17 protein-coding genes and 4 pseudogenes are annotated in these 23439 nt (G+C 62.0%); all 21 read left to right on the top strand.

Translation table 11 applies throughout. The features are described from left to right. Nucleotides 1-3: 3 nt before the first annotated feature. The 21 genes and pseudogenes from flgJ to ABVN19_RS15275 all read left to right on the top strand — a co-directional run bounded on the left by flgJ (nucleotide 4) and on the right by ABVN19_RS15275 (nucleotide 23367). Nucleotides 4-1189 (top strand): annotated as a pseudogene (gene flgJ / locus ABVN19_RS15375) (flagellar assembly peptidoglycan hydrolase FlgJ). A gap of 10 nt (nucleotides 1190-1199) precedes the next feature. Then, entirely contained in the window at nucleotides 1200-3242 is a 2043-nt protein-coding gene (flgK, locus tag ABVN19_RS15370) for a flagellar hook-associated protein FlgK (RefSeq protein ID WP_028945506.1), read from the top strand. Nucleotides 3243-3255: 13 nt separating this feature from the next. Continuing rightward, nucleotides 3256-4821, top strand: coding sequence for a flagellar hook-associated protein 3 (locus ABVN19_RS15365; protein WP_105641593.1), 1566 nt, complete (start codon nucleotides 3256-3258; stop codon nucleotides 4819-4821). A 285-nt stretch (nucleotides 4822-5106) separates the two neighbouring features. Then, nucleotides 5107-6048, top strand: a complete 942-nt coding sequence (locus tag ABVN19_RS15360) for a ketoacyl-ACP synthase III (RefSeq protein ID WP_105641592.1) — start codon at nucleotides 5107-5109, stop codon at nucleotides 6046-6048. 266 nt (nucleotides 6049-6314) lie between these two features. Further along, nucleotides 6315-7769 (top strand): flagellin, encoded by a 1455-nt coding sequence (locus ABVN19_RS15355; protein ID WP_028945503.1) that lies wholly within the window; start codon nucleotides 6315-6317, stop codon nucleotides 7767-7769. Nucleotides 7770-7842: 73 nt separating this feature from the next. Next, entirely contained in the window at nucleotides 7843-8190 is a 348-nt protein-coding gene (locus tag ABVN19_RS15350) for a flagellar protein FlaG (protein ID WP_028945502.1), read from the top strand. Nucleotides 8191-8272: 82 nt separating this feature from the next. After that, nucleotides 8273-9661, top strand: coding sequence for a flagellar filament capping protein FliD (fliD, locus tag ABVN19_RS15345; RefSeq protein ID WP_028945501.1), 1389 nt, complete (start codon nucleotides 8273-8275; stop codon nucleotides 9659-9661). Nucleotides 9662-9805: 144 nt separating this feature from the next. Beyond that, nucleotides 9806-10207: a flagellar export chaperone FliS gene (fliS, locus tag ABVN19_RS15340; protein ID WP_028945500.1), complete on the top strand. Its 402-nt coding sequence runs from the start codon at nucleotides 9806-9808 to the stop codon at nucleotides 10205-10207. A gap of 23 nt (nucleotides 10208-10230) precedes the next feature. After that, entirely contained in the window at nucleotides 10231-10527 is a 297-nt protein-coding gene (locus ABVN19_RS15335; protein WP_105641591.1) for a flagellar protein FliT, read from the top strand. A gap of 170 nt (nucleotides 10528-10697) precedes the next feature. Continuing rightward, complete coding sequence (gene fleQ, locus ABVN19_RS15330) at nucleotides 10698-12173, top strand: transcriptional regulator FleQ (RefSeq protein WP_028945498.1); 1476 nt, start codon at nucleotides 10698-10700, stop codon at nucleotides 12171-12173. Between the two features lie 204 nt (nucleotides 12174-12377). After that, a pseudogene (locus ABVN19_RS15325) lies at nucleotides 12378-13593 on the top strand (ATP-binding protein). Further along, nucleotides 13590-14970, top strand: a pseudogene (locus ABVN19_RS15320) (sigma-54 dependent transcriptional regulator). Before ABVN19_RS15325 ends, ABVN19_RS15320 begins: the two co-directional pseudogenes overlap by 4 nt. Before the next feature lie 120 nt (nucleotides 14971-15090). Next, a complete protein-coding gene (gene fliE, locus ABVN19_RS15315; RefSeq protein ID WP_010224994.1) occupies nucleotides 15091-15417 on the top strand; it encodes a flagellar hook-basal body complex protein FliE in 327 nt (108 codons plus the stop codon). 15 nt (nucleotides 15418-15432) lie between these two features. Next, complete coding sequence (gene fliF, locus ABVN19_RS15310) at nucleotides 15433-17214, top strand: flagellar basal-body MS-ring/collar protein FliF (protein WP_028945495.1); 1782 nt, start codon at nucleotides 15433-15435, stop codon at nucleotides 17212-17214. Next, nucleotides 17207-18226: a flagellar motor switch protein FliG gene (gene fliG, locus ABVN19_RS15305; RefSeq protein ID WP_028945494.1), complete on the top strand. Its 1020-nt coding sequence runs from the start codon at nucleotides 17207-17209 to the stop codon at nucleotides 18224-18226. The genes fliF and fliG overlap by 8 nt, the downstream gene beginning before the upstream one ends. Nucleotides 18227-18309: 83 nt before the next feature. Beyond that, a complete protein-coding gene (fliH, locus tag ABVN19_RS15300) occupies nucleotides 18310-19071 on the top strand; it encodes a flagellar assembly protein FliH (RefSeq protein WP_105641588.1) in 762 nt (253 codons plus the stop codon). Beyond that, nucleotides 19061-20428: a flagellar protein export ATPase FliI gene (fliI, locus tag ABVN19_RS15295; protein WP_105641587.1), complete on the top strand. Its 1368-nt coding sequence runs from the start codon at nucleotides 19061-19063 to the stop codon at nucleotides 20426-20428. The genes fliH and fliI overlap by 11 nt, the downstream gene beginning before the upstream one ends. A gap of 6 nt (nucleotides 20429-20434) precedes the next feature. After that, nucleotides 20435-20887 carry a flagellar export protein FliJ gene (gene fliJ, locus ABVN19_RS15290; protein WP_028945491.1) on the top strand — a complete coding sequence of 151 codons (453 nt, stop codon included), beginning with the start codon at nucleotides 20435-20437 and terminating at the stop codon, nucleotides 20885-20887. 91 nt (nucleotides 20888-20978) lie between these two features. Continuing rightward, nucleotides 20979-21284 (top strand): STAS domain-containing protein, encoded by a 306-nt coding sequence (locus ABVN19_RS15285; protein WP_028945490.1) that lies wholly within the window; start codon nucleotides 20979-20981, stop codon nucleotides 21282-21284. Between the two features lie 8 nt (nucleotides 21285-21292). After that, nucleotides 21293-22994 (top strand): annotated as a pseudogene (locus tag ABVN19_RS15280) (SpoIIE family protein phosphatase). A 25-nt stretch (nucleotides 22995-23019) separates the two neighbouring features. Next, nucleotides 23020-23367, top strand: coding sequence for an Hpt domain-containing protein (locus ABVN19_RS15275; protein WP_105641585.1), 348 nt, complete (start codon nucleotides 23020-23022; stop codon nucleotides 23365-23367). Nucleotides 23368-23439: the final 72 nt, after the last annotated feature.

Here is a 23439-nt window from a genome sequence, read left to right as displayed (position 1 = left end):
GCCATGGACATGCCGAAAGTTTCAGTCGCCGCTATGGCTGACAGCGGGGCCTACACCGACCTCAACCGCCTCAACTCGCTGAAGGTCGGTGACCGCGACAGCGAGGCCAACCTGCGCAAGGTGGCACAGGAATTCGAGTCGCTGTTCCTCAACGAGATGCTCAAGTCGATGCGTTCGGCCAGCGACGTCCTGGCCAAGGACAACCCGCTCAACACCGAGACCACCAAGCAGTACCAGCAGATGTACGACCAGCAGCTGGCGGTGAGCATGTCCCGCGAGGGCGGTGGTATCGGTTTGCAGGATGTACTGATGCGCCAGCTGGCCAAGCAGAAAGCGGCATCGGTGAGCAGCAGCCCGTTCCCGCGCTTCGATATTCAGCCGCGTGCGCTGGGCGCCACCGCCGTTGGCGTGGCCGAGCGCTCGGGCGACGTCGCTGCGCGCAACGATGTGGCCGCGCTCAACTCGCGCCGCCTGGCCTTGCCGGGCAAGCTCACCGACCGCTTGCTGGCCGGGCTGGTGCCATCCGCTGGCGCCACCAATACCGCGCCGATTCCGGGGCGCACGAACCTGGTCGGCGATGCCGTGGCCAAGGGTGACTGGGAACCGGCGACCGCCTTTGCCGCACCGGGCGAGATGCGCATCTACGGCCGCGCCGTGGCCCAGCCGCCGCTGGCGCCCGCCAAGCGCGCGTTCAGCTCCTCGGATGAATTCGTCGCGACCATGCTGCCGATGGCCGAAGAGGCTGCCAAGCGCATTGGTATCGATCCGCGTTACCTGGTGGCCCAGGCCGCCCTGGAAACCGGCTGGGGCAAGTCGGTCATGCGCCAGGCCGATGGCTCCAGCAGCCACAACCTGTTCGGCATCAAGGCCACCGGCAATTGGCAGGGGGCAGAGGCGAGGGCGATCACCAGCGAGTTTCGTGATGGCCAGTTCGTCAAGGAGACGGCGGCGTTCCGCTCCTACGATTCGTACCAAGACAGCTTCCACGACCTGGTAAGCCTGTTGCAGAACAACAGTCGCTATAAAGATGCGGTCAGCGCTGCCGATAACCCGGAGCAGTTTGCCAAAGAGCTGCAAAAGGCCGGCTGACGCCACTGACCCTGACTACGCGCGCAAGATCATCAGCATTGCCCGGCAGTTGCAGCCAACCCAGCAATACGCCATGGCTGGCGGTACCACGAATCTATAAGGATTGAAGTATGTCGAATCTGATCTCGATCGGGCTGAGCGGCCTGAACGCCAGCCAGGCAGCGTTATCGGTCACCTCCAATAACATTGCCAACGCCGGGACCTCGGGCTACTCGCGTCAGCAAGCGGTGCAGACCACCGGCGGCATGCAGAACATTGGCGTCGGCTTTATCGGTACCGGCACCACGCTCTCGGATGTTCGACGTATCTATAACGGTTACCTGGACAACCAGCTGCAGACCGCCACTTCGTTGAACACCGACGCCGCCGCGTTCCAGGATCAGATCACCAGCGTCGACAAGCTGCTGGCCGACAGCAACACCGGTATCAGCTCGGTGCTCACGGCATTCTTCTCGGCCCTGCAGACCGCCTCGGCAACCCCGGGTGACGTCGCTTCGCGCCAGTTGCTGCTGACCCAGGCGCAGACCCTGAGCAACCGTTTCAACGCCATCTCCTCGCAGATGAGCCAACAGAACGACAGCATCAACTCCCAGCTCGAGACCTTGAGTGGCCAGGTCAACAAGCTCAGCTCCAATATCGCCGAGTACAACAAGCAGATCGCGCAGTTGTCGGCCTCGGGCAACACCCCCAACAACCTGATCGATGCGCGCAACGAAGCGGTACGCTCGCTCAATGAGCTGGTGGGGGTGACCGTGCAGGAGCGTGACGGCAACCTTGACGTTTACCTGGGCACCGGCCAGTCGCTGGTTACCGGTAATAGCGCCAACACCCTGTCGGTTGCCCCTGGCAGTACCGACAAGAGCCAGTACAGCCTGCAGATCAACTACCAGACCTTCAGCTCCGACGTCACCTCGGTGGTCACCGGCGGGCAGATCGGCGGCTTGCTGCGCTATCGCAACGACGTGCTCGCGCCGTCGATCAACGAGCTGGGGCGTGTGGCCCTGGTGGTTGCCGACAGCATCAACAGCCAGCTGGGCCAGGGCCTGGATGCCAACGGTCAGTTCGGCAGCGGCCTGTTCTCCAGCATCAACAGCATTACCGCAATCAGCCAGCGCAGCCTGGCGGCCTCGAGCAACAGCGCAGGCTCCGGCAACCTGGATGTGACCATCGCCGACAGCGGTGCCTTGACCACCTACGACTACGAGGTCAAGTTCACCAGCGACAAGCAATACACCGTGCGCCGCTCCGACGGCACCGAGATGGGCAACTTCGACCTGGATGCCGACCCAGCGCCGGTGATCGACGGCTTCAGCCTCAAGCTCAACGGTGGCGGCCTGGCCGCAGGCGACAGCTTCAAGGTGATCCCGACCCGCGCCGCCGCCGGCAGCATCAACACCGTACTGACCGACGCCAACAAGCTGGCCTTCGCCGGCCCCATCAGTGCCACCGCCGGTAGCGGCAACGGCGGTACCGGCACCATCACCCAGCCGAGCCTGGGCGAGCGCCTGGATATCTACGGCGGTGCCGAGCAGGCGCAACTGCAGGAGGCGATCAAGCACTCGATGCCCGTGCGAGTGGTGTTTGGCGAGGCCAGTGGTGGCACGCAAAGCTATAAGATCTTCGACGCGAAGGGCGGCGAGATTTCTGCCGGCAATATCGTGCCGGGCCAGGACAATGACCTGGCCATCAATGTGCCGATGCGCGATGCCGCCGGCAATCCAATGCTCGATGCCAGCGGCAATCCACGTACCTTCAAGGTAGAGACCACCATCGCTGGCAGCCCCTCGGCAAACGACAGCTTCACCCTGGGCTTCAACGCTGACGGTAAGTCCGACAACCGTAACGCCAAGGCGCTGTTGGGCCTGCAAACCCAGTCCACGGTCGGTACCGGCTCCGGTGGCGGCATCAGCTTTACCTCCGCCTATGCCTCGCTGGTCGAACGCGTCGGTGCCAAGGCCGCCCAGGCCAAGATCGACACCACCGCCAGCGGCGCCGTGCTCGATTCGGCCAAGGCTAGCCGCGCGTCGGTGTCCGGGGTCAACCTGGATGACGAGGCGGCCAGCCTGGTCAAGTTCCAGCACTACTACACCGCGTCGTCGCAGATCATCAAGACCGCGCAAGAAACCTTCAGCACCTTGATCAACGCCTTGTAAGGAGTAGCCGATCGTGCGTATTTCCACTGCTCAGTTCTATGAGACCAGCGCCACCAGCTACTCGAAGACCTTCTCCGATGCGGCCAAGACCCAGGAGCAGGTGTCGTCGGGTATCCGTATCCAGACGGCGGCAGATGATCCGGTGGGGGCTGCCCGCTTGTTGCTGCTGCAGCAGCAACAAGCGCTGCTGGGGCAGTACAGTGCCAACATGACCACGGTGAACAACGCGCTGTTGCAGGAAGAGAGCGTGCTCTCGACCATCAACGAAGCCATGCAGCGTGCCAGTGAGCTGGCCATTCGTGCCGGCGGCAGCAGCTTGAGCGATGCCGACCGCACTTCGATCAGCAGCGAGCTGAAGGAGATCGAGGCCAACGTATTTGGCCTGCTCAATTCCCGCGATGCCAACGGCAACTACATGTTTGGCGGCTCCAAGACCTCGTCGCCACCCTACGTGCGCAACAGCGATGGCACCTACAGCTATCATGGTGACCAGACCCAGCTCAGCCTGCAGGTTTCCGATACCTTGCACCTGGCCACCAATGACAGCGGCTACAGCGTGTTCGACCAGGCCATCAACAAGGCCCGTACCGAATCCACTTTGCAGGCGCCTGCGGTGGATGACGGTCGTGTTGGCGTGTCCCAGGGGCTGGTGAGCTCGGTCAACACCTACAACGACGGCGGCTTTGCCAGTGGCCAGCCCTACAAGCTGACCTTTACCAGCGCCACCCAGTACAGCATCACCGATGCCAACGGCAAGGACATCACCAGCGAGACGCCCACCAACGGTGTTTTCGACAGCAGCACCGAGGGCGGCAACCGCATCGCCCTGCGCGGAGTCGAGTTCGAGATCGACGTCAACCTCAAGGAGGGCGACGATCCCGACACCGCCGTGGCCGGGCACGTGTTCAGCCTGCAGGCGCGTCCCGACACGCTGACCACCACCCGCGGCGCCGGCAACCCGTCCACCGCGCAAGTCACCGGTAGCAGCATCAGTGATGCCGAGGCCTATCGCAGCACCTTCCCGAGCGACGGTGCCGTCATCAAGTTCACCAGCGACAGCGAATTTGCCCTGTACGCCCAGCCTTACAGCGCCGACAGCAAACCTATTGCCAAAGGTGCCGTCGCGGGTAATTCGCTGACCGTCGCCGGCGTCACCTACGAACTCGATGGTGCGCCAAAGGCGGGCGATCAGTTTGCGGTCACGGCCAACGCCCACAAGACCCAGAACGTTCTTGACACCCTGGGTCAGCTGCGCGCGGCACTGGACAAGCCGGTCACTGACAACGCGTCCGAATTCGCCCTCAAGCAAGCGGTAGCCTCGGGCATTGCCAACCTGGCCAGTGCGCGCGAGCGCATCGACATCACCCGTGGCTCGATCGGTGCGCGCGGCAACTCGTTGGAAATCCAGACCCAGGAAAACACCAGCCTGTCGCTGGCCAACAAGAGCACCCAGAGCGCGATCGGCAATACCGACATGTCCACGGCAGCCATCGCCCTGACCTTGCAGCAGGCCATGTTGGAGGCCTCGCAGCTGGCATTCTCGCGCCTGTCGTCGCTGAGCCTGTTCAACAAGCTCTGAGGCAGCCCCGACAACCCCGGCCGGCAGTCATGCCTGCCGGGGTTTTTTATGCCTGTTGTGATGAGCGTCGCTACCGCTTAGACAATTGAGTGTGACCAATGAGTCAAATCGGGCATCTTCCCTGTATTCTATCGGTGGCATTTGCAAGAATTTGTTGCCGTTTTTTTTGTGTGCAGGACCCGGCAACAACGCTGCCATGTGCCACCCAGGGGTGGTGCAACCCCGGTTTTTGGCGCCCTCAGTTCTGCGAGCGGCAGTCTTTGAAGTTTTGATTGGGAAGCCAGAATGATTGGCATAAAAAGTATCGCGAGTTACGTGCCCACCGCTGGCCTGGACAACTACGCCCAGGGTGCGAAATTCGGCAAGGATGAAGCGTTCATCTTCGGCAAGATCGGCTCGACCTTTCTGCCGCGCAAGGCAGACGAGCAAGAAACCTCCGACCTCTGTGTAGAGGCGGCCAAGGCCCTGTTTGCCAACAACCCCGGCCTTGATCCGCAGGCCATCGATGCGCTGATCGTGGTCACCCAGAATGGTGACGAAGAAGGCTTGCCCCACACGGCTGCCATCGTCCAGGACAAACTGGGCCTGTCGACCCGCGTGGCGGCCTTTGACGTGTCGCTGGGCTGCTCGGGCTACGTGTACGGCCTGTATGCGATCAAGGGCTTCATGGAGGCCGCAGGCCTGAAGAACGGCCTGCTGATCACCGCCGACCCGTACTCGAAGATCGTCGATCCGGAAGACCGCAACACCACCATGCTGTTCGGTGACGCCGCCACCGCCACCTGGATGGGCGAGGATGCTACCTGGCAACTGGGCCAGGCGCGTTTTGGTACCGACGGCTCCGGTGCGGCGCACCTGAAGATTACCGACGGCAACTTCTTCATGAACGGCCGCCAGGTGTTCAACTTCGCCCTGGTCAAGGTGCCCGCGCACCTGCACGAGCTGCTCGATGCCTCGGGGCTGAGCGCGGCGGACATCGACGCGTTCTGCATCCACCAGGGCAGTGCGGCCATCGTCGATGCCGTGGCCCGGCGCTTTGAAGAGGACCCGGAGTCGACGGTGAAGGACAAGTTCGTCAAGGACATGCTCGAAACCGGCAACACCGTGTCGTCCAGCGTGCCCCTGCTGCTGGAGAAGCACATGCTCGATGGCGCCTGGAAGCGCGTTGCCATCAGCGGCTTTGGTGTTGGCCTGTCGTGGGGTTCGGCGATTCTTTATCGCTCGTAACTTTTACGTAGTGCCGTACACAAAAACGCCCATGACCGAAACGTCATGGGCGTTTTTTATTGGCGTCAAAATTACCGCGAAAGCACGATTTTTACGGTGCCTAAGGCCTTGAATTGCAAGGGGGTGGCACGGTGCTAGTAAAAAATTTGAAAAAACCCCTCAAGCAACCTGCGTTCACGACGATAACCATTACGAAGGTTCTCTAGGCCACACCCGGCGGTTGCCAGGGCCGGAAGCCGCAGTATCCATCCAACGAGGATTTCGTCATGGCATTAACCGTAAACTCCAACATTGCGTCGATCACCACTCAGGGCAACCTGAACAAGGCTGGCAACGCTCTGGCAACCTCGATGCAGCGCCTGTCCTCCGGCCTGCGTATCAACAGCGCCAAAGACGACGCTGCCGGCCTGCAGATCTCCAACCGCCTGACCAGCCAGATCAACGGCCTGGGCCAAGCGGTCAAGAACGCCAACGACGGTATCTCCATTGCCCAGACCGCTGAAGGCGCAATGCAGGCGTCGACCGACATCCTGCAGAAAATGCGTACCCTGGCCCTGTCCTCGGCTACTGGCTCCCTGAGCGCCGAAGACCGCAAGTCGAACAACGACGAATACCAGGCGCTGACTGCCGAACTGACCCGTATCTCCCAGACCACCACCTTCGGTGGCCAGAAGCTGCTGGACGGTTCCTACGGCACCAAGGCCATTCAGGTTGGCGCGAACGCTAACGAAACCATCAACCTGACCCTGGACAACGTTGCTGCAAACAACATTGGTTCGCAGCAGGTCAAGAGCGTTGCGATCACCCCTACCGATAAAGGTGTAGCTGGTGGTGACATCGTCGTGACCGGTAACGGCCAGTCGGAAACTGTGACCATCAAAGAAGGTTCTTCGGCGAAGACCACCGCAGCTCTGCTGAACGGCGCCGTAGGTGGCCTTTCGGCAACTGCCAGCACTGAGGTCAAGTTCGAAGTAGATAGCACTGCAATTACTGGATCTACCACTAAGTCTGCAAACTTCACTTTGGAAGTAGGTGGTCAGAAAGTTGAGTTTGTTGGTGTCACCGATACCGCGGGCCTCGCTGATCAGTTGAAGTCTAACGCTGCCAAACTGGGTATCAGCGTCAACTACGACGAATCCAACGGCGGATCGCTGTCGGTTAAGTCCGATACCGGCGAAAACCTGAAATTCAGCGCTACCGATGCTGGTGCTCAAGCAGGCATTAAGGTTTCGGCTAAAGACGGCGACGGCGAATACCCAACTGCCGGCGGCACTGCATTGGCTACAACCGACCTGATCGTTACTGGTCAAGTGTCGCTGGATTCGGCTAAGGGTTACTCGCTGACTGGCGATGGCGTGAAGGGTCTGTTCGGTGATGCTACCGCCACTGCAGCCACCTCCAAGAAAACCACCATCGCTGACACCAACGTCACCGACGCCGCCCTGGCTCAGAACGCCCTGGCAGTTATCGACAAGGCCATCGGCTCGATCGACGACGTGCGTTCGAACCTGGGTGCTACCCAGAACCGTCTGACCACCACCGTCGACAACCTGCAGAACATCCAGAAGAACTCCACCGCTGCACGCTCCACCGTGCAGGACGTGGACTTCGCGGCTGAAACTGCCGAGCTGACCAAGCAACAGACCCTGCAGTCGGCTTCGACCTCGATCCTGTCGCAAGCCAACCAGCTGCCATCCGCTGTACTGAAGCTGCTTCAGTAATATCGGCGCCTGGTAAATAACGGAAGGGCGCGTTTACGTGCCCTTCCGTTTTTTCGTGATAAGGAGTCCGGACATGGACATGAGCGTCAAGTTGAACCTGACTTATCAGCCGGTCGTGCCCCAGAACGCTACGCCGAACAACGAACCGGCTGCGCGTGCCAAGGCCCTGGAGGCGGTAGCGCCTGTGGCGGAGCCCAAGCGCGACGAGCTGGAAAAAGCGGTGAAGGATATTCGCGAATTCGTCCAGGCCAGCCAGCGCAAGCTGGATTTCGCCCTCGATGATTCCACCGGCCGGGTTGTGGTCAAGGTCATCGCCACCGAGTCGGGTGACGTGATTCGCCAGATTCCGTCGGAAACCGCGCTGAAACTGGCGCAAAGCCTCAGCGAAGCCGGCAGCCTGTTGTTTACCGACAAGGCCTGAGCTGGCATGAATTTTGTTGCTGCCTGAACTTTGCGACGCCGTTCGTCAAGAAAGTGGCAGCCACTGAACAAGGAGCACAATGATGGCGGGTACAACAGTCAGCGGTATCGGTTCGGACATCGATACCCAGGCCATTGTGAAGTCCCTGGTTGACGCCGAGCGCGCGCCCAAGCAGGCACAGATCAATACCCAGACACTGAAGGCGACCACCACATTGTCTTCCATCGGCAAGATCCAGGCAGCCCTGGATGCCTTCCGAGGCGCGTTGGCGAGCATGGGTACGGATAACAGCTTCGCCGGCCTGAGCCTTACCTCTTCCGACGAAAAAGTAGCGACGTTCACCTCGGCAGCAGGTGCGTCGACGGGCAGCTTCACCTTGCTGGTCACTCAAATGGCCAGTGCTTCCAAGTTGTCCACCAAGGTATACGCCGGTGGTACCAGTTCGGTAGTCAATGCCGGGACGACCCCGACCACCCTGACCATTTCGCAGGCTGGTAAGCACTACGACCTGAGTGTGCCGCCGGGCGCGACCCTGCAGCAGGTGCGCGACAGCATCAACACTCAGTTCGGTACCTCGGGCCTGAGCGCCAACATCCTCACCGACGCCAATGGCTCGCGCCTGGTACTGACCTCGACCACCATGGGCGAGGGCTCTGACCTGACGATGTCGGGCAACTCGGGCATCGACACCGGTTACACCGTGGTCGATGAGCCGAAGAATGCCAAGTACAGCATCGACGGCATCGACATGGAGTCCAAGACCAATAACATCTCTGACGCTGTGAGTGGGCTGAATATCAAGTTGACCGGTGTATCCGGGAAAAACGCCACCACGGGTGAACTCAATCCGACGGTGCTGTCATTGAGTACCAGCCCCGCAGCGCTCAAGTCTGGCGTCAAAGGTTTTATCGATACCTACAACGCTCTGATAAAGGTCATCAACACTGAGACCAAGGTCACTATGGGGGCCGATGGTCAGCCTATTGCTGGCGCACTGACCGGCGATGCCACGATGCGTACCTTGATGTCCTCGATCCGGAGCGAACTCAATGTGCTCTCGGGCAATGGCACCATGAAGTCCCTGGCGGCATTCGGCGTCACGTCTTCGCAGGACGGCGGCTTGTTGAGCCTGGACGACAAGAAGTGGGACAAGGCCGTAGCGACCAATGCCGCAGATATCTCCAGTATCTTCAACGGCAAGGATGGTTTGCTGGCGCGCATGACCAAGGTCACTGACGATTACGCCAAGGCCACAACCGGCACGCTGGCCGAACGCAGCAAATCGCTGACCGAAAATCTGAACGACCTGAAGAAACAGCAAGACTCGTTGGACGAGCGCATGACCGCCTTGCAGAAGAGTCTGCAGGACAAGTACAACGCCATGGACTCGCTGGTCGCCCAGTTGCGCGCCCAGAGCAACAGCGTGATGACCACCCTCAACGCCCTGAACGCGCGCAGCAAGAACGAGTGATTCGGCGTAGCGACAAGCAAGCCCGGGTTGGCCTTTGTGCCACCCGGGCTTTGTGCTTGAACAGGGCGGGTAAAGTTTTGCCAGCGCCCGCCGATACGCTGGTTAATCCACCTAATGCAGTTTTGCCTGTTACGAGGTAGCAACATGAACCCCATGAGAGCCCTTCGTCAGTACCAGAAGGTCAATTCCCATGCTCAGATCTCCGAGGCCACGCCCCATCGCCTGGTGCAGATGCTGATGGAAGGCGGCCTGGACCGCATGGCCCAGGCCAAAGGCGCCATGGCCCGTGGTGACATCGCCGAGAAGGGTCTGATGCTGGGCAAGGCCATCGATATCATCATCGGCCTGCGCGATGGCCTCGATGCCAGCAAGAGCGATGACCCAGCCTACGTCGAGCGTCTGGACAGCCTGTACGTCTACATGACCAATCGCCTCATGCAGGCCAACGTCGACAACGATGCCGAAATCATCGATGAAGTGGCGCGCCTGCTGATCACCGTGAAAAGTGGCTGGGACGAGATCGCTGCCGCTGCCCCTGTTGAATAGGCCGGTCGGCCGAGGATGATGCCATGAGTCACGCACTGCAACGAATGGACGATACCCGCAACGCGCTGCTGAGCGCGCTGAGCGAGCGCAACTGGGAAGCCATCGGCAAACTGGACGAGACCTGCCGCTCGTGCATCGATGAGATGCTCAACGAGGAGGCGATGGACGAGGCGGTGGTGCGTGAAAAGCTGGAAGGGTTGCTGCAGGTCTACCGTGAATTGCTGGACGTGACCATCGGCGAGCGCCAGGCAATCGCCAATGAAATGACCCAGATCAATCAGTCCAGAAATGCTTCAAAAGTGTATCAACTATTCAGCTAATATTGCGCCGAGCTGAATTAGGGGCGCCATAAATTTGACTGTGCCCGCTTTTTTGACTTAACTAGTAGCTGTTTTCCAATATTCAGACGTCCGAAACTGACCGTTCAGTCGGAATGATGTCGAGCATGCCCAGAATAGGGCGCCGAAATGACTAGGGAAGTTGCTATTGCATGTGGCGTGAAACCAAAATCCTGCTGATCGATGACGATAGCGCCCGCCGCCGCGATCTAGCGGTGGTACTGAATTTTCTTGGGGAAGAAAATTTGTCCTGCTCCAGCCTTGATTGGCAGCAGGTGGTCGAGTCGTTGTCGTCCAGTCGTGAAGTACTCTGTGTCCTGATCGGGACCGTAAACGCTCCGGCAAGTCTGATGGGCTTGCTAAAGACAGTAGCAACCTGGGATGAGTTCCTTCCGGTTTTGCTAATTGGTGAAATTTCTTCTGTCGAGCTTCCAGACGACCTGCGTCGTCGCGTGCTGTCCAACCTCGAAATGCCGCCCAGCTACAGCAAATTGCTGGACTCGCTGCACCGTGCCCAGGTCTATCGCGAGATGTACGACCAGGCCCGCGAGCGCGGTCGCCAGCGCGAGCCGAACCTGTTCCGCAGCCTGGTCGGCACCAGCCGCGCCATTCAGCACGTGCGCCAGATGATGCAGCAAGTGGCCGACACCGATGCCAGCGTGCTGATCCTTGGCGAGTCGGGCACCGGCAAGGAAGTGGTCGCGCGCAACCTGCATTACCATTCCAAGCGCCGCGAAGCGCCGTTCGTGCCAGTCAATTGCGGCGCGATCCCGGCCGAGCTGCTGGAAAGCGAACTGTTCGGGCACGAGAAGGGCGCTTTTACCGGGGCCATCACCAGTCGTGCCGGGCGATTCGAGCTGGCCAACGGCGGTACCTTGTTCCTCGACGAAATCGGCGACATGCCGCTGCCGATGCAGGTCAAGCTGCTGCGCGTATTGCAGGAGCGTACCTTCGAGCGCGTAGGCAGCAACAAGACCCAGGGCATCGACGTGCGCATCATCGCCGCGACCCACAAAAACCTCGAGAGCATGATCGAGGCGGGGACCTTCCGCGAAGACTTGTACTACCGCCTCAACGTATTCCCGATCGAGATGGCCCCGCTGCGTGAGCGCGTCGAGGACATCCCGCTGCTGATGAACGAGCTGATCTCGCGCATGGAGCACGAGAAGCGTGGCTCGATCCGCTTCAACTCGGCGGCGATCATGTCGCTGTGCCGCCACGGTTGGCCGGGCAACGTCCGCGAGCTCGCCAACCTGGTCGAGCGCATGGCGATCATGCACCCGTACGGGGTGATCGGTGTGTCGGAGCTGCCGAAGAAATTCCGCTATGTGGATGATGAAGACGAGCAACTGGTCGACAGCCTGCGTTCGGACCTGGAAGAGCGCGTGGCCATCAACGGTGGTTCGCCAAGCTTTGCCACCCACGCCATGCTGCCGCCCGAAGGCCTGGACCTCAAGGACTACCTCGGTGGCCTGGAGCAGGGCTTGATCCAGCAGGCGCTGGACGATGCCAACGGTATCGTTGCCCGCGCCGCGGAACGCCTGCGCATTCGTCGTACCACCCTGGTGGAGAAGATGCGCAAGTACGGCATGAGTCGTCGAGACGGCGAGGAGCAGGCGGAGGATTGACGCCTGCTTGAACACAGCGGGGCGCTCAGGCGCCCCGTTTTGCGTTATATCCCTACCTTTTACAGGGCTGTAATGCCCGTCCTGCCTGCCTTTGGCCGGTTGCAACCGGGTGGGTTGCACCCGCTGGTCAAGTACCCGGCACGCCTATTGCTTTATCGCTGCCAACACACCGTTTTATGACGGTCAGTCACGCGAGAGAGCACGATGCCCCAGGCCGCCCCCATCTCCTGTGTCCCTGAAGTGAAGGGGCAGAACGCCGCCGAACAGGAAAGCCGCCTTGGCCTCGAGCAGGCCTTTGCCTTGTTCGATCAGGTCTCCAGTCAGTTGAGCGAGTCCTACAACCTGCTCGAAGCCCGGGTCACCGAACTCAAGGGCGAGTTGGCGGTGGTCAGTGCCCAGCGCATGGCCGAGCTTGCCGAGAAGGAGCGCCTGGCCAACCGCTTGCAGAACCTGCTTGACCTGCTGCCCGGTGGCGTCATTGTCATCGATGCCCAGGGGCGCGTGCGCGAGGCCAATCCTGCGGCCTGCGACTTGCTGGGCGAGCCGCTGGAAGGGGAGCTGTGGCGTGAAGTGATCGCCCGCAGTTTTGCCCCGCGCGATGACGACGGCCATGAAGTGTCGCTGCGTGACGGGCGCCGCCTGTCGATCGCCACGCGTTCGCTGGATGCCGAGCCCGGGCAGTTGGTGCTGCTCAACGACCTGACCGAAACCCGTCAGTTGCAAGGGCAGTTGGCCCGCCATGAGCGCCTGTCTTCGCTGGGGAAAATGGTCGCTTCACTGGCCCATCAAATTCGTACGCCGCTGTCGGCGGCCCTGCTGTATGCAAGCCACCTGGCCGAGCAGGCCCTGCCAGTGGAAACCCAGCAGCGTTTTGCCGGCAACCTCAAGGAGCGCCTGCACGAGCTTGAGCATCAGGTGCGCGACATGCTGGTGTTCGCCCGCGGCGAGCTGCCGCTGACCGACCGGCTCACGCCCAAGGCACTGTTCCAGGCCCTGCAGCAGGCCGCCCAGGCTCATGTGCAGGGTCATGAAGTGCGCTGGCAGTGCGACAGCCACCTGGGCGAGTTGCTGTGCAACCGCGACACCCTGGTCGGCGCCTTGCTCAACCTGATCGAAAACGCCCTGCAGGCCAGCACTGAGCCGGGCGCGCCTGAAGGTCCACCTGTACCGCCGTGGGCAGGTGCTGCGCCTGTGCATCAGCGATGCCGGGGCGGGCATCGACAGCGCCTTGCTGGCGCGACTGGGTGAGCCCTTCCTGACCACCAAGGCCACCGGTACCGGGCTTGGTCTGGCGGTGGTCAAGGCGGTGGCGCGAGCCCACCAGGGCGTTCTGCAACTTCGCTCGCGGCCTGGCCGCGGCACCTGTGCGCTGGTCACGTTGCCGTTGATCGATGCGCGGAACATGGAGAGCACGCAATGAAGGCAATCAAGGTGCTGCTGGTCGAAGACGATCGGGCACTGCGTCAGGCTCTGGGCGATACCCTGGAGCTGGGCGGCTTCGAGTACCGCGCTGTCGGTTCGGCCGAAGAGGCGCTGGAATCGGTGGCCGCCGAGGCGTTCAGCCTGGTGGTCAGCGACGTCAACATGCCGGGCATGGACGGGCACCAGTTGCTGGCCCTGTTGCGGGCGCGCCAGCCGCACCTGCCGGTGCTGTTGATGACCGCCCACGCGGCGGTCGAGCGCGCGGTCGAGGCCATGCGCCAGGGCGCTGTGGATTATCTGGTCAAGCCGTTCGAGCCACGGGCACTGCTGGACCTGGTGACGCGTCACGCCCTTGGCGTGGTGGCAGGGCAGGCCGATGAAGGTCCGGTGGCCTGTGAGCCCGGCCAGTGCGCAATTGCTGGAGCTGGCCGCGCGGGTGGCGCGCAGCGATTCCACGGTATTGATCTCCGGCGAGTCGGGCACCGGCAAGGAAGTGCTGGCGCGCTACATCCACCAGCAGTCCCGGCGTGCCAGCGAGCCGTTTGTGGCGATCAACTGTGCCGCGATCCCTGACAACATGCTCGAGGCGACCCTGTTCGGTCACGAGAAGGGCTCGTTCACCGGCGCCATTGCTGCCCAGGCGGGCAAGTTCGAGCAGGCCGACGGCGGCACCCTGTTGCTCGATGAAATTTCCGAAATGCCCCTGGGGCTGCAGGCCAAGCTGCTGCGCGTGTTGCAGGAGCGGGAAGTGGAGCGGGTGGGCGGGCGCAAGCCGATTGCGCTGGATATTCGCGTGGTAGCCACTACCAACCGTGACCTTGCGGGTGAAGTGGCAGCGGGGCGTTTCCGTGAAGATCTGTTCTATCGCCTGTCGGTGTTCCCGCTGGCATGGCGCCCGTTGCGCGAGCGCAGCGCCGATATTCTGCCGCTGGCCGAGCGCCTGCTGGCCAGGCACGTCAATAAAATGAAGCATGCCCCGGTGCGCCTTTCGCCCGAGGCCAAGACCTGCCTGCAGGGTTATGCCTGGCCCGGCAATGTGCGCGAGCTGGACAACGCTCTGCAGCGCGCCTTGATCCTGCAGCAGGGCGGGGTGATCGAGGCGGCGGATTTTTGTCTGGCCGGGGTCATGCCGATGTTCGCCACCGCCCCGGCTCCGGCCCTGCCGGTAGCGCCGCTTGAGCAGGCGGCCAGTGGCCTGGGCGATGACATGCGCCGCCATGAATTCCAGATGATCATCGATACCTTGCGCGCCGAACGCGGCCGGCGCAAGGAAGCGGCCGAGCGCCTGGGTATCAGCCCGCGCACCCTGCGCTACAAGCTGGCGCAGATGCGTGATGCCGGGATGGATGTCGAGGCCAGCCTCTACGCCACATAAGGGTCGGGTGCATTCGGGCTTTTGTCCGCTGTACGGACAGAGCTGGCACTCTTGTTGCTAAGTCCTGCCTATCCGCTGCGTGAGTGTCAAAAAAATGCGGGTCGTCGGAGAGAGAAGTCCATGAGCCAAGGTGTTGAATTTAATCGATTGATGTTGGACATGCGGGCCATGCAGATGGACGCCATGTCGATGCCCAAGGCGGCTGCTGCGCCTGAGCTCGGCTCAAGCAATTTTGCCGACATGCTGGGGCAGGCCATCAATAAGGTCAGCGACACCCAGCAGGCTTCCACGCAACTGGCCAATGCCTTTGAAATCGGCAAGAGCGGCGTGGACCTCACCGACGTGATGATCGCTTCGCAGAAAGCCAGCGTTTCCTTTCAGGCCTTGACCCAGGTGCGCAACAAGCTGGTCCAGGCCTATCAAGACATCATGCAGATGCCGGTATAAGGGCGAGATTGAGTCATGGCCGAAGCAGTCGTCGATAACATGCCCGCCAAAGGCAGCGCAGCCGCGTCCAAGCCGCCGCTGTTCGGCATGTCGTTCCTTGAGAACATCTCGCAGATGCCGATGCTGCGCCAGGTGGGCCTGCTGGTGGGCCTGGCGGCGAGCGTGGCGATCGGCTTTGCCGTGGTGCTCTGGTCGCAGCAGCCCGACTACCGGCCGTTGTACGGCAGCCTGGCCGGCATGGACACCAAGCAGGTCATGGAAACCCTGGCCGCCGCTGATATTCCTTACACCGTCGAACCCAATTCCGGCGCCTTGCTGGTCAAGTCCGAAGACATTTCCCGCGCGCGCCTGAAACTTGCCGCTGCCGGCGTGGCACCGGGCGATGGCAATGTCGGCTTTGAAATCCTCGATAAAGAACAAGGGCTGGGCACCAGCCAGTTCATGGAAGCCACTCGTTACCGCCGCGGCCTTGAGGGTGAGCTGGCGCGCACAGTGTCGAGCCTGAACAACGTCAAGGCTGCACGGGTACACCTGGCGATTCCGAAAAGCTCGGTGTTCGTGCGCGATGAGCGCAAGCCGAGCGCCTCGGTACTGGTCGAGCTGTATCCGGGCCGCGCCCTGGAGGCGGGCCAGGTGATGGCCATCGTCAACCTGGTGGCGACCAGCGTGCCGGAGCTCGGCAAGTCTGACGTGACCGTGGTCGACCAGAAGGGCAACCTGCTCTCCGACCAGGTACACAACTCCGAGCTGACCATGGCTGGCAAGCAGTTCGACTACAGTCGCCGCATGGAAGGCATGCTCACTCAGCGTGTACACAACATTCTGCAGCCGGTGCTGGGCAACGACCGCTACAAGGCCGAAGTGTCGGCTGATGTCGACTTCAGCGCCGTCGAGTCCACTTCCGAGCAGTTCAACCCTGATCAGCCGGCGCTGCGCAGCGAGCAGTCGGTCAATGAACAACGCTCCAGCAGCATGGGCCCGCAAGGCGTGCCCGGTGCCCTGAGCAACCAGCCGCCAGGCCCTGCCACCGCGCCGCAGACCACCGGCGGTGCCGCTGCTGCAACCGCTGCCGTGCAGCCCGGCCAGCCGCTGCTCGATGCCAACGGCCAACAGATCATGGACCCGGCCACCGGTCAGCCGATGCTCGCTCCGTACCCGGCCGACAAGCGCCAGCAGTCGACCAAGAACTTCGAACTTGACCGCTCCATCAGCCACGTCCGCCAGCAGCAGGGGCGCCTGAACCGCCTGTCGGTGGCAGTGGTGGTCGACGACCAGCTCAAGGTCGATCCGGCTACCGGCAACAGCACCCGTGCCCCCTGGGCTGCCGAAGACCTGGCGCGCTTCACCCGCCTGGTGCAGGACGCGGTGGGCTTCGACGCCAGCCGTGGCGACAGTGTCAGCGTAATCAACGTGCCGTTCGCCGCCGACCGTGGCGAGGTAATCGCCGAGATTCCGTTCTATTCCCAGCCCTGGTTCTGGGACATCATCAAGCAAGTGATGGGTGTGTTGTTCATCCTGGTACTGGTGTTTGGCGTGCTGCGCCCGGTACTCAACAACATCACCGGCCACGGCAAGCAACCCGCCGCGGCCGATGGCGACATGGAACTGGGCGGTATGCTCGGTCTGGATGGCGAGCTGGCCAACGACCGCGTCAGCCTGGGTGGTCCGCAAAGCATTCTGCTGCCGAGCCCGAGCGAGGGTTACGACGCACAGCTCAACGCAATCAAGAGCCTGGTGGCCGAAGACCCGGGTCGCGTGGCCCAGGTCGTGAAAGAGTGGATCAATGCCGATGAGTGATAACCGAGCCCTTACCGCCAAACTGTCCCGGGTCGACAAGGCAGCGATCCTGCTGTTGTCCCTGGGTGAGACCGACGCTGCCCAGGTGCTGCGGCACATGGGCCCCAAGGAAGTGCAGCGGGTCGGCGTGGCCATGGCGCAGATGGGCAACGTCCATCGCGAGCAGGTCGAGCAGGTGATGAGCGAGTTCGTCGAGATCGTCGGCGACCAGACCAGCCTGGGCGTCGGCTCCGACGGTTATATCCGCAAGATGCTCACCCAGGCCCTGGGCGAGGACAAGGCCAACGGCCTGATCGACCGCATCCTGCTCGGTGGCAACACCAGCGGCCTGGACAGCCTCAAGTGGATGGAGCCGCGTGCCGTGGCCGATGTCATCCGCTTCGAGCACCCGCAGATCCAGGCCATCGTGGTGGCCTACCTGGACCCGGACCAGGCCGGCGAGGTACTGGGCAACTTCGACCACAAGGTGCGCCTGGACATCATCCTGCGCGTGTCGTCGTTGAATACCGTGCAACCGGCGGCGCTCAAGGAACTCAACCAGATCCTCGAGAAGCAGTTCTCCGGCAACTCCAATGCCGCGCGTACCAACCTGGGTGGCATCAAGCGCGCTGCCGATATCATGAACTTCCTCGACAGTTCGGTGGAAGGCCAGCTGATGGACGCGATCCGCGACATCGACGGCGACCTCTCCGAGCAGATCGAAGACTTGATGTTCGTGTTCAACAACCTGGCCGACGTCGACGACCGCGGCATCCAGGCGCTGTTGCGCGAAGTGTCTTCGGATGTGCTGGTGGTGTCGCTCAAGGGCGCCGACGAGAAGGTCAAGGACAAGATCTTCAAGAACATGTCCAAGCGGGCCTCGGAACTGTTGCGCGACGACCTGGAGGCCAAGGGGCCGGTGCGGGTCAGCGACGTCGAGGCGGCGCAGAAGGAAATCCTCACCATCGCCCGCCGTATGGCCGAAGCCGGAGAGATCGTGCTCGGTGGCAAGGGCGGCGAAGAGATGATCTAAGCGATTTTTCGCGGGGCAAGCCCGCTCCCACCCTGCAATGTGGGAGCGGGCTTGCCCCGCGATCAGAATGAGTGCGTGCAATCATGTCAACCAACGAGCATCTGAGTGAGCTGATTCGCGCCAACGACGTCGAAGGTTTCGATCGCTGGGCGCTGCCCAGTTTCGACCCGGAACCCGAGCCTGAGCCCGAGCCAGAACCTGAAGTCGTTCAGGAAGAGGTCGAGGAAGTGCCGCTGGAAGAAGTCCAGCCGCTGACCCTCGAAGAGCTCGAAAGCATCCGCCAGGAGGCCTACAACGAAGGCTTCGCCACCGGCGAGCGCGAAGGGTTCCACAGCACCCAGCTCAAGGTCCGCCAGGAGGCTGAAACAGCCCTGGCTGCCAAGGTGTCGAGCCTTGAATGCTTGATGAACAACCTGCTTGAGCCGATCGCCGAACAGGACAACCAGATCGAGAAATCCCTGGTACACCTGGTCGCGCACATGGCCCGTGAAGTCATTGGTCGCGAGCTGCGCAGCGATTCCAGCCAGATCATCCAGGTACTGCGTGAAGCCTTGAAGTTGCTGCCCATGGGTGCGGACAACATACGCATCCATATCAACCCGCAGGACTTCGCCTTGGTCAAGGCGCTGCGCGAGCGTCATGAAGAGCGCTGGAAACTGCTCGAAGACGACACGCTGCTGCCCGGCGGTTGTCGTATCGAAACCGACCAGAGTCGCATCGACGCGAGCATGGAAACCCGAATCGAAAAAGCCCTGGCGCAACTGTTCGACCAGTTGCACGACCAGGGCCTGCATCCTGCAGCGCCCGACCTGCAGGTAGACCTGGGCAGCGCTGATGCGCCTTGACCGCACCAGCTTCGGCAAGCGCCTGGGTACCTACGCCGACACCATCAAGTTGCCTGTACAGCCAGTGGTCGAAGGCCGTCTGCTGCGCATGGTCGGCCTGACCCTGGAAGCCGAAGGCCTGCGTGCAGCTGTCGGCAGCCGATGCGTGGTGATTAACGACGACAGCTACCACCCGGTGCAGGTTGAAGCCGAAGTGATGGGTTTTTCCGGCGGCAAGGTGTTCCTGATGCCAGTCGGCAGCGTCGCCGGCATCGCGCCGGGCGCACGCGTTGTGCCGCTGGCCGACAACGGCCGCCTGCCCATGGGCATGAGCATGCTCGGACGGGTGCTCGATGGTGCCGGACGCGCGCTCGATGGCAAGGGCGGGATGAAGGCCGAAGACTGGGTGCCGATGGATGGCCCGACCATCAACCCGCTCAACCGTGACCCGATCAGTCAACCGCTGGACGTCGGTATCCGCAGTATCAACGGCCTGTTGACGGTGGGCCGCGGCCAGCGCCTGGGCCTGTTCGCCGGTACCGGCGTGGGCAAGAGTGTGCTGCTGGGCATGATGACCCGCTTCACTGAGGCCGACATCATCGTGGTCGGCCTGATCGGTGAGCGGGGCCGTGAGGTGAAGGAATTCATCGAGCACATCCTGGGCGCCGAGGGCCTGAAACGTTCGGTGGTGGTGGCCTCGCCAGCCGACGATGCGCCGCTGATGCGCTTGCGGGCGGCGATGTACTGCACCCGTATTGCCGAGTACTTTCGCGACAAAGGCAAGAACGTCCTGCTGCTCATGGATTCGCTGACCCGTTTCGCTCAGGCTCAGCGGGAAATCGCCCTGGCCATCGGTGAGCCGCCTGCCACCAAGGGTTATCCGCCTTCGGTATTTGCCAAGTTGCCCAAGCTGGTGGAGCGTGCCGGTAACGGCGAGGCCGGTGGCGGCTCGATCACTGCGTTCTATACCGTGTTGTCCGAGGGGGACGACCAGCAGGACCCGATTGCCGATTCGGCCCGGGGGGTGCTCGACGGCCACATCGTGCTGTCCCGGCGCCTGGCCGAAGAAGGGCACTACCCGGCCATCGATATCGAAGCCTCGATCAGCCGGGTCATGCCCCAGGTGGTCAGCCCGGCGCAGATGGGCCAGGCTCAGCAGTTCAAGCAGCTGTGGTCGAGGCTGTCCCAGAGCCGTGATCTGATCAGCGTCGGTGCCTACGTGGCCGGTGGCGATGCCGAGACGGACCTGGCCATCGCCTTGCAGCCGAAGTTGGTGCATTACCTGCGCCAGGGGCTGCACGACAATGTCAGCCTGGAGCAAAGCCGCGAGCATCTGGAAAGCGTCTTTGCCCAGCCCAATCCCGGCGCGGGGGGCTGATAGGCCATGGCCCAGCCTGGTCGTGCCGCGCGCCTGGCGCCGGTGGTGGAGATGGCCGAGAACGCCGAGCGCCAGGCCGCCCAGCGCCTGGGCCAGTTCCAGCAGCAGGTGAGCCTGGCCCAGGCCAAGCTTGCCGAACTCGACCGCTTTCGCGAAGACTATCAACTGCAATGGATCAACCGCGGTGGCCAGGGGGTCTCAGGCAGTTGGCTGGTGAACTACCAGCGCTTTCTCGGCCAGTTGGAAAGCGCCATGACCCAGCAGCGCCAGAGTCTGGCCTGGCACCAGAACAACCTCACCAATGCCCGTGGCACCTGGCAACAGGCCTATGCCCGGGTCGAAGGCCTGCGCAAGCTGGTGCAGCGCTACATCGACGAAGCCCGCCTGGTCGAGGACAAGCGCGAGCAGAAGCTGCTCGACGAACTGTCCCAGCGCCTGCCCCGCCACGATCGCTACTGATCCGGGCCTGGGGGCAAGAGTTGCCCCGCCGGAGCGGGGCTGCTACACCTTCTAGTTGTCTGTCATCGTCGTCTTCGAAGGAATCGCCTACATGGCCGTTGAAACCGTGGTCTCCCAGGATGGGAAAAAACTGACGATCAAAGTCAAAGGCCGCTTTGACTTTGGCAAGCACCAGGAATTTCGCGAGGCCTATGAGCGCAAGCCGGTACGGCCGGATTCAGTGGTGGTCGACCTGAAAGAGGCGACCTACCTCGACAGTTCGGCGCTGGGCATGCTGTTGATGCTGCGCGATCACGTGGGAGGCGATGAGTCGGAGGTCCAGGTGGTCAATACCAGTTCCGATGTGCGCAAGATTCTCGCCATCTCCAATTTCGACAAGCTGTTCGACATCAGTTGATCCAGGCCATGCCTGACTCGACCCTGACCGTGCTCATTGCCGAGGATGGGGCGGCCGATCGCCTGCTGCTGGCGCGCATCGTCAGCAAGCAGGGACATGCGGTGCTCACTGCCGAAAATGGCGAGCAAGCCGTGGCGCTGTTTGCCGAGCAGCGTCCGCAGGTGGTGCTGCTCGATGCGTTGATGCCGGTGATGGATGGTTTTGAAGCGGCGCGGCGGATCAAGGCCCTGGCAGGCGAAACGCTGGTGCCGATCATCTTCCTGACGTCGCTGAGTGAAGATGAAGCGTTGGTGCGCTGCCTGGAGGCCGGTGGCGACGATTTTCTGGCCAAGCCCTACTGCCCTGTGATCCTGGGCGCCAAAATTAAGGCAATGGACCGCCTGCGCCGCTTGCAGGCGACGGTGCTGGAGCAGCGCGACCAGATCACCCGTCACCATCATCATCTGCTCAACGAACAGCGCGTGGCCAAGGCGGTGTTCGACAAAGTGGCCCATGCCGGCTGCTTGAGCGCGCCCAATATCCGCTATTTGCAGTCACCCTACGCCTTGTTCAACGGTGACCTGTTGCTGGCGGCCTTCACTCCGTCCGGGGATATGCATGTGCTGCTGGGGGACTTCACCGGTCACGGCTTGCCGGCAGCGGTCGGTGCCATGCCGCTGGCAGAAGTGTTCTACGGCATGACGGCCAAGGGCTATGGCCTGGCTGAAACCCTGCGCGAGATGAATGCCAAGCTCAAGCGCATCCTGCCCGTGGATATGTTCTGTTGCGCAGTACTGCTCAACTTGAGTTTTCAGCGGCGTGTGGTCGAGGTGTGGAATGGCGGCATGCCGGATGGCTATCTGCTGCCGGCCGCCGGTGGTGAGCCCTTGGCGCTGGTGTCCCGGCACTTGCCGTTGGGCGTGTTGGCGCCGGAGCGCTTCGATGATTCGACCCAGGTGCTGCCGCTGGGCCTGGGCGAGCGGTTGTTCTTGCTGTCGGATGGGGTAGTCGACACCAGTGACGATCAGGGCCAGCTATTCGGGGTAGAGCGCCTGCGCCGGGTGCTCGTCGACAATCGCCAGCCTGCCTTGCTGTTCGAGGAAGTGCTGCATGCGCTGGACTCCTTTCGCGGGCGCTCCCGTGACGACGTCAGCCTGCTGGAAATCAGCATGGTGGAGCCCGAGGCGTTGTCGCCGCCACCTTTGATCTATTCTGACAGCGGCCAGAGCGCACCGCTGGATTGGTCGCTGCAGTTCGAGTTTCGCGCCCAGACGCTCAAGCGCTTCAACCCGCTGCCCTACCTGTTGCAGTTACTGCAGGAAGTACACGGTATGCGGGCCCAGAGCGGGGCGTTGCACAGTGTGTTGAGCGAGTTGTATTCCAACGCCCTGGAGCATGGGGTGCTGGGCCTCGATTCAGGGCTCAAGCGAGATGCCGCCGGCTTTGCCGAGTACTACCGCCAGCGCAGTGAGCGCTTGCAGGCTCTGAGTGCGGGCTATATTCGAGTAGGCCTGCGGGTTGAACCTCGGGGCCCGGGCGGGCGTCTGATCATTGAAGTGGACGATAGCGGCAAGGGTTTCAACGTAACCAGCGTGCTGGCACGACCGCTTATCGAGCAGGGCTTGAGCGGGCGAGGGCTGAACCTGATTCGCCGGCTGCAGCTGGCATGCCGAATGGACTGACCAGGGGTGCCGCGCATGCGTGGAGTTCACCTGGGACGCTCTGGCATAATCCAACTTGATCAAGGAGTGAGCAAGTGACTGATAACCACATCGATCGCAAGGTACTCAGCGACCTGCAGGAGGTCATGGACGATGGCTACCTGCATTTGCTGGAAACCTTTCTCGACGACTCCGAGAAACGCCTTAGCCAATTGCATGAGGCCAAGAATGCAACCGAGCTTGGGCATGCCGCACACAGCTTCAAGGGCAGTAGCAGCAACATGGGGGCGCTGGCCCTGGCCGAGTTGTGCAGGCAACTGGAAGAGCGTGTCAAACAACAGCCCTTGTATGGGATCGAAGACCTGATCAACCAGATCGACCGCGAGTACACGCTGGTTCGCCAGTTGTACAGCGATGAACACCAGCGTGTTTTGATCGGTTGATTGCCTGCAGGCAAAGCTGGCGCGACTTTTGCTGTACCTTCGCCATTGAACGTTTAAGATGCCCTGCAGCGG

This window comes from Pseudomonas vranovensis, assembly GCF_040438935.1.
Taxonomy (GTDB): Bacteria; Pseudomonadota; Gammaproteobacteria; order Pseudomonadales; family Pseudomonadaceae; genus Aquipseudomonas; species Aquipseudomonas vranovensis.
The sequence above is the reverse complement of the archived record's forward strand: the minus strand, read 5'-3'. Positions and strand labels throughout refer to the sequence as shown.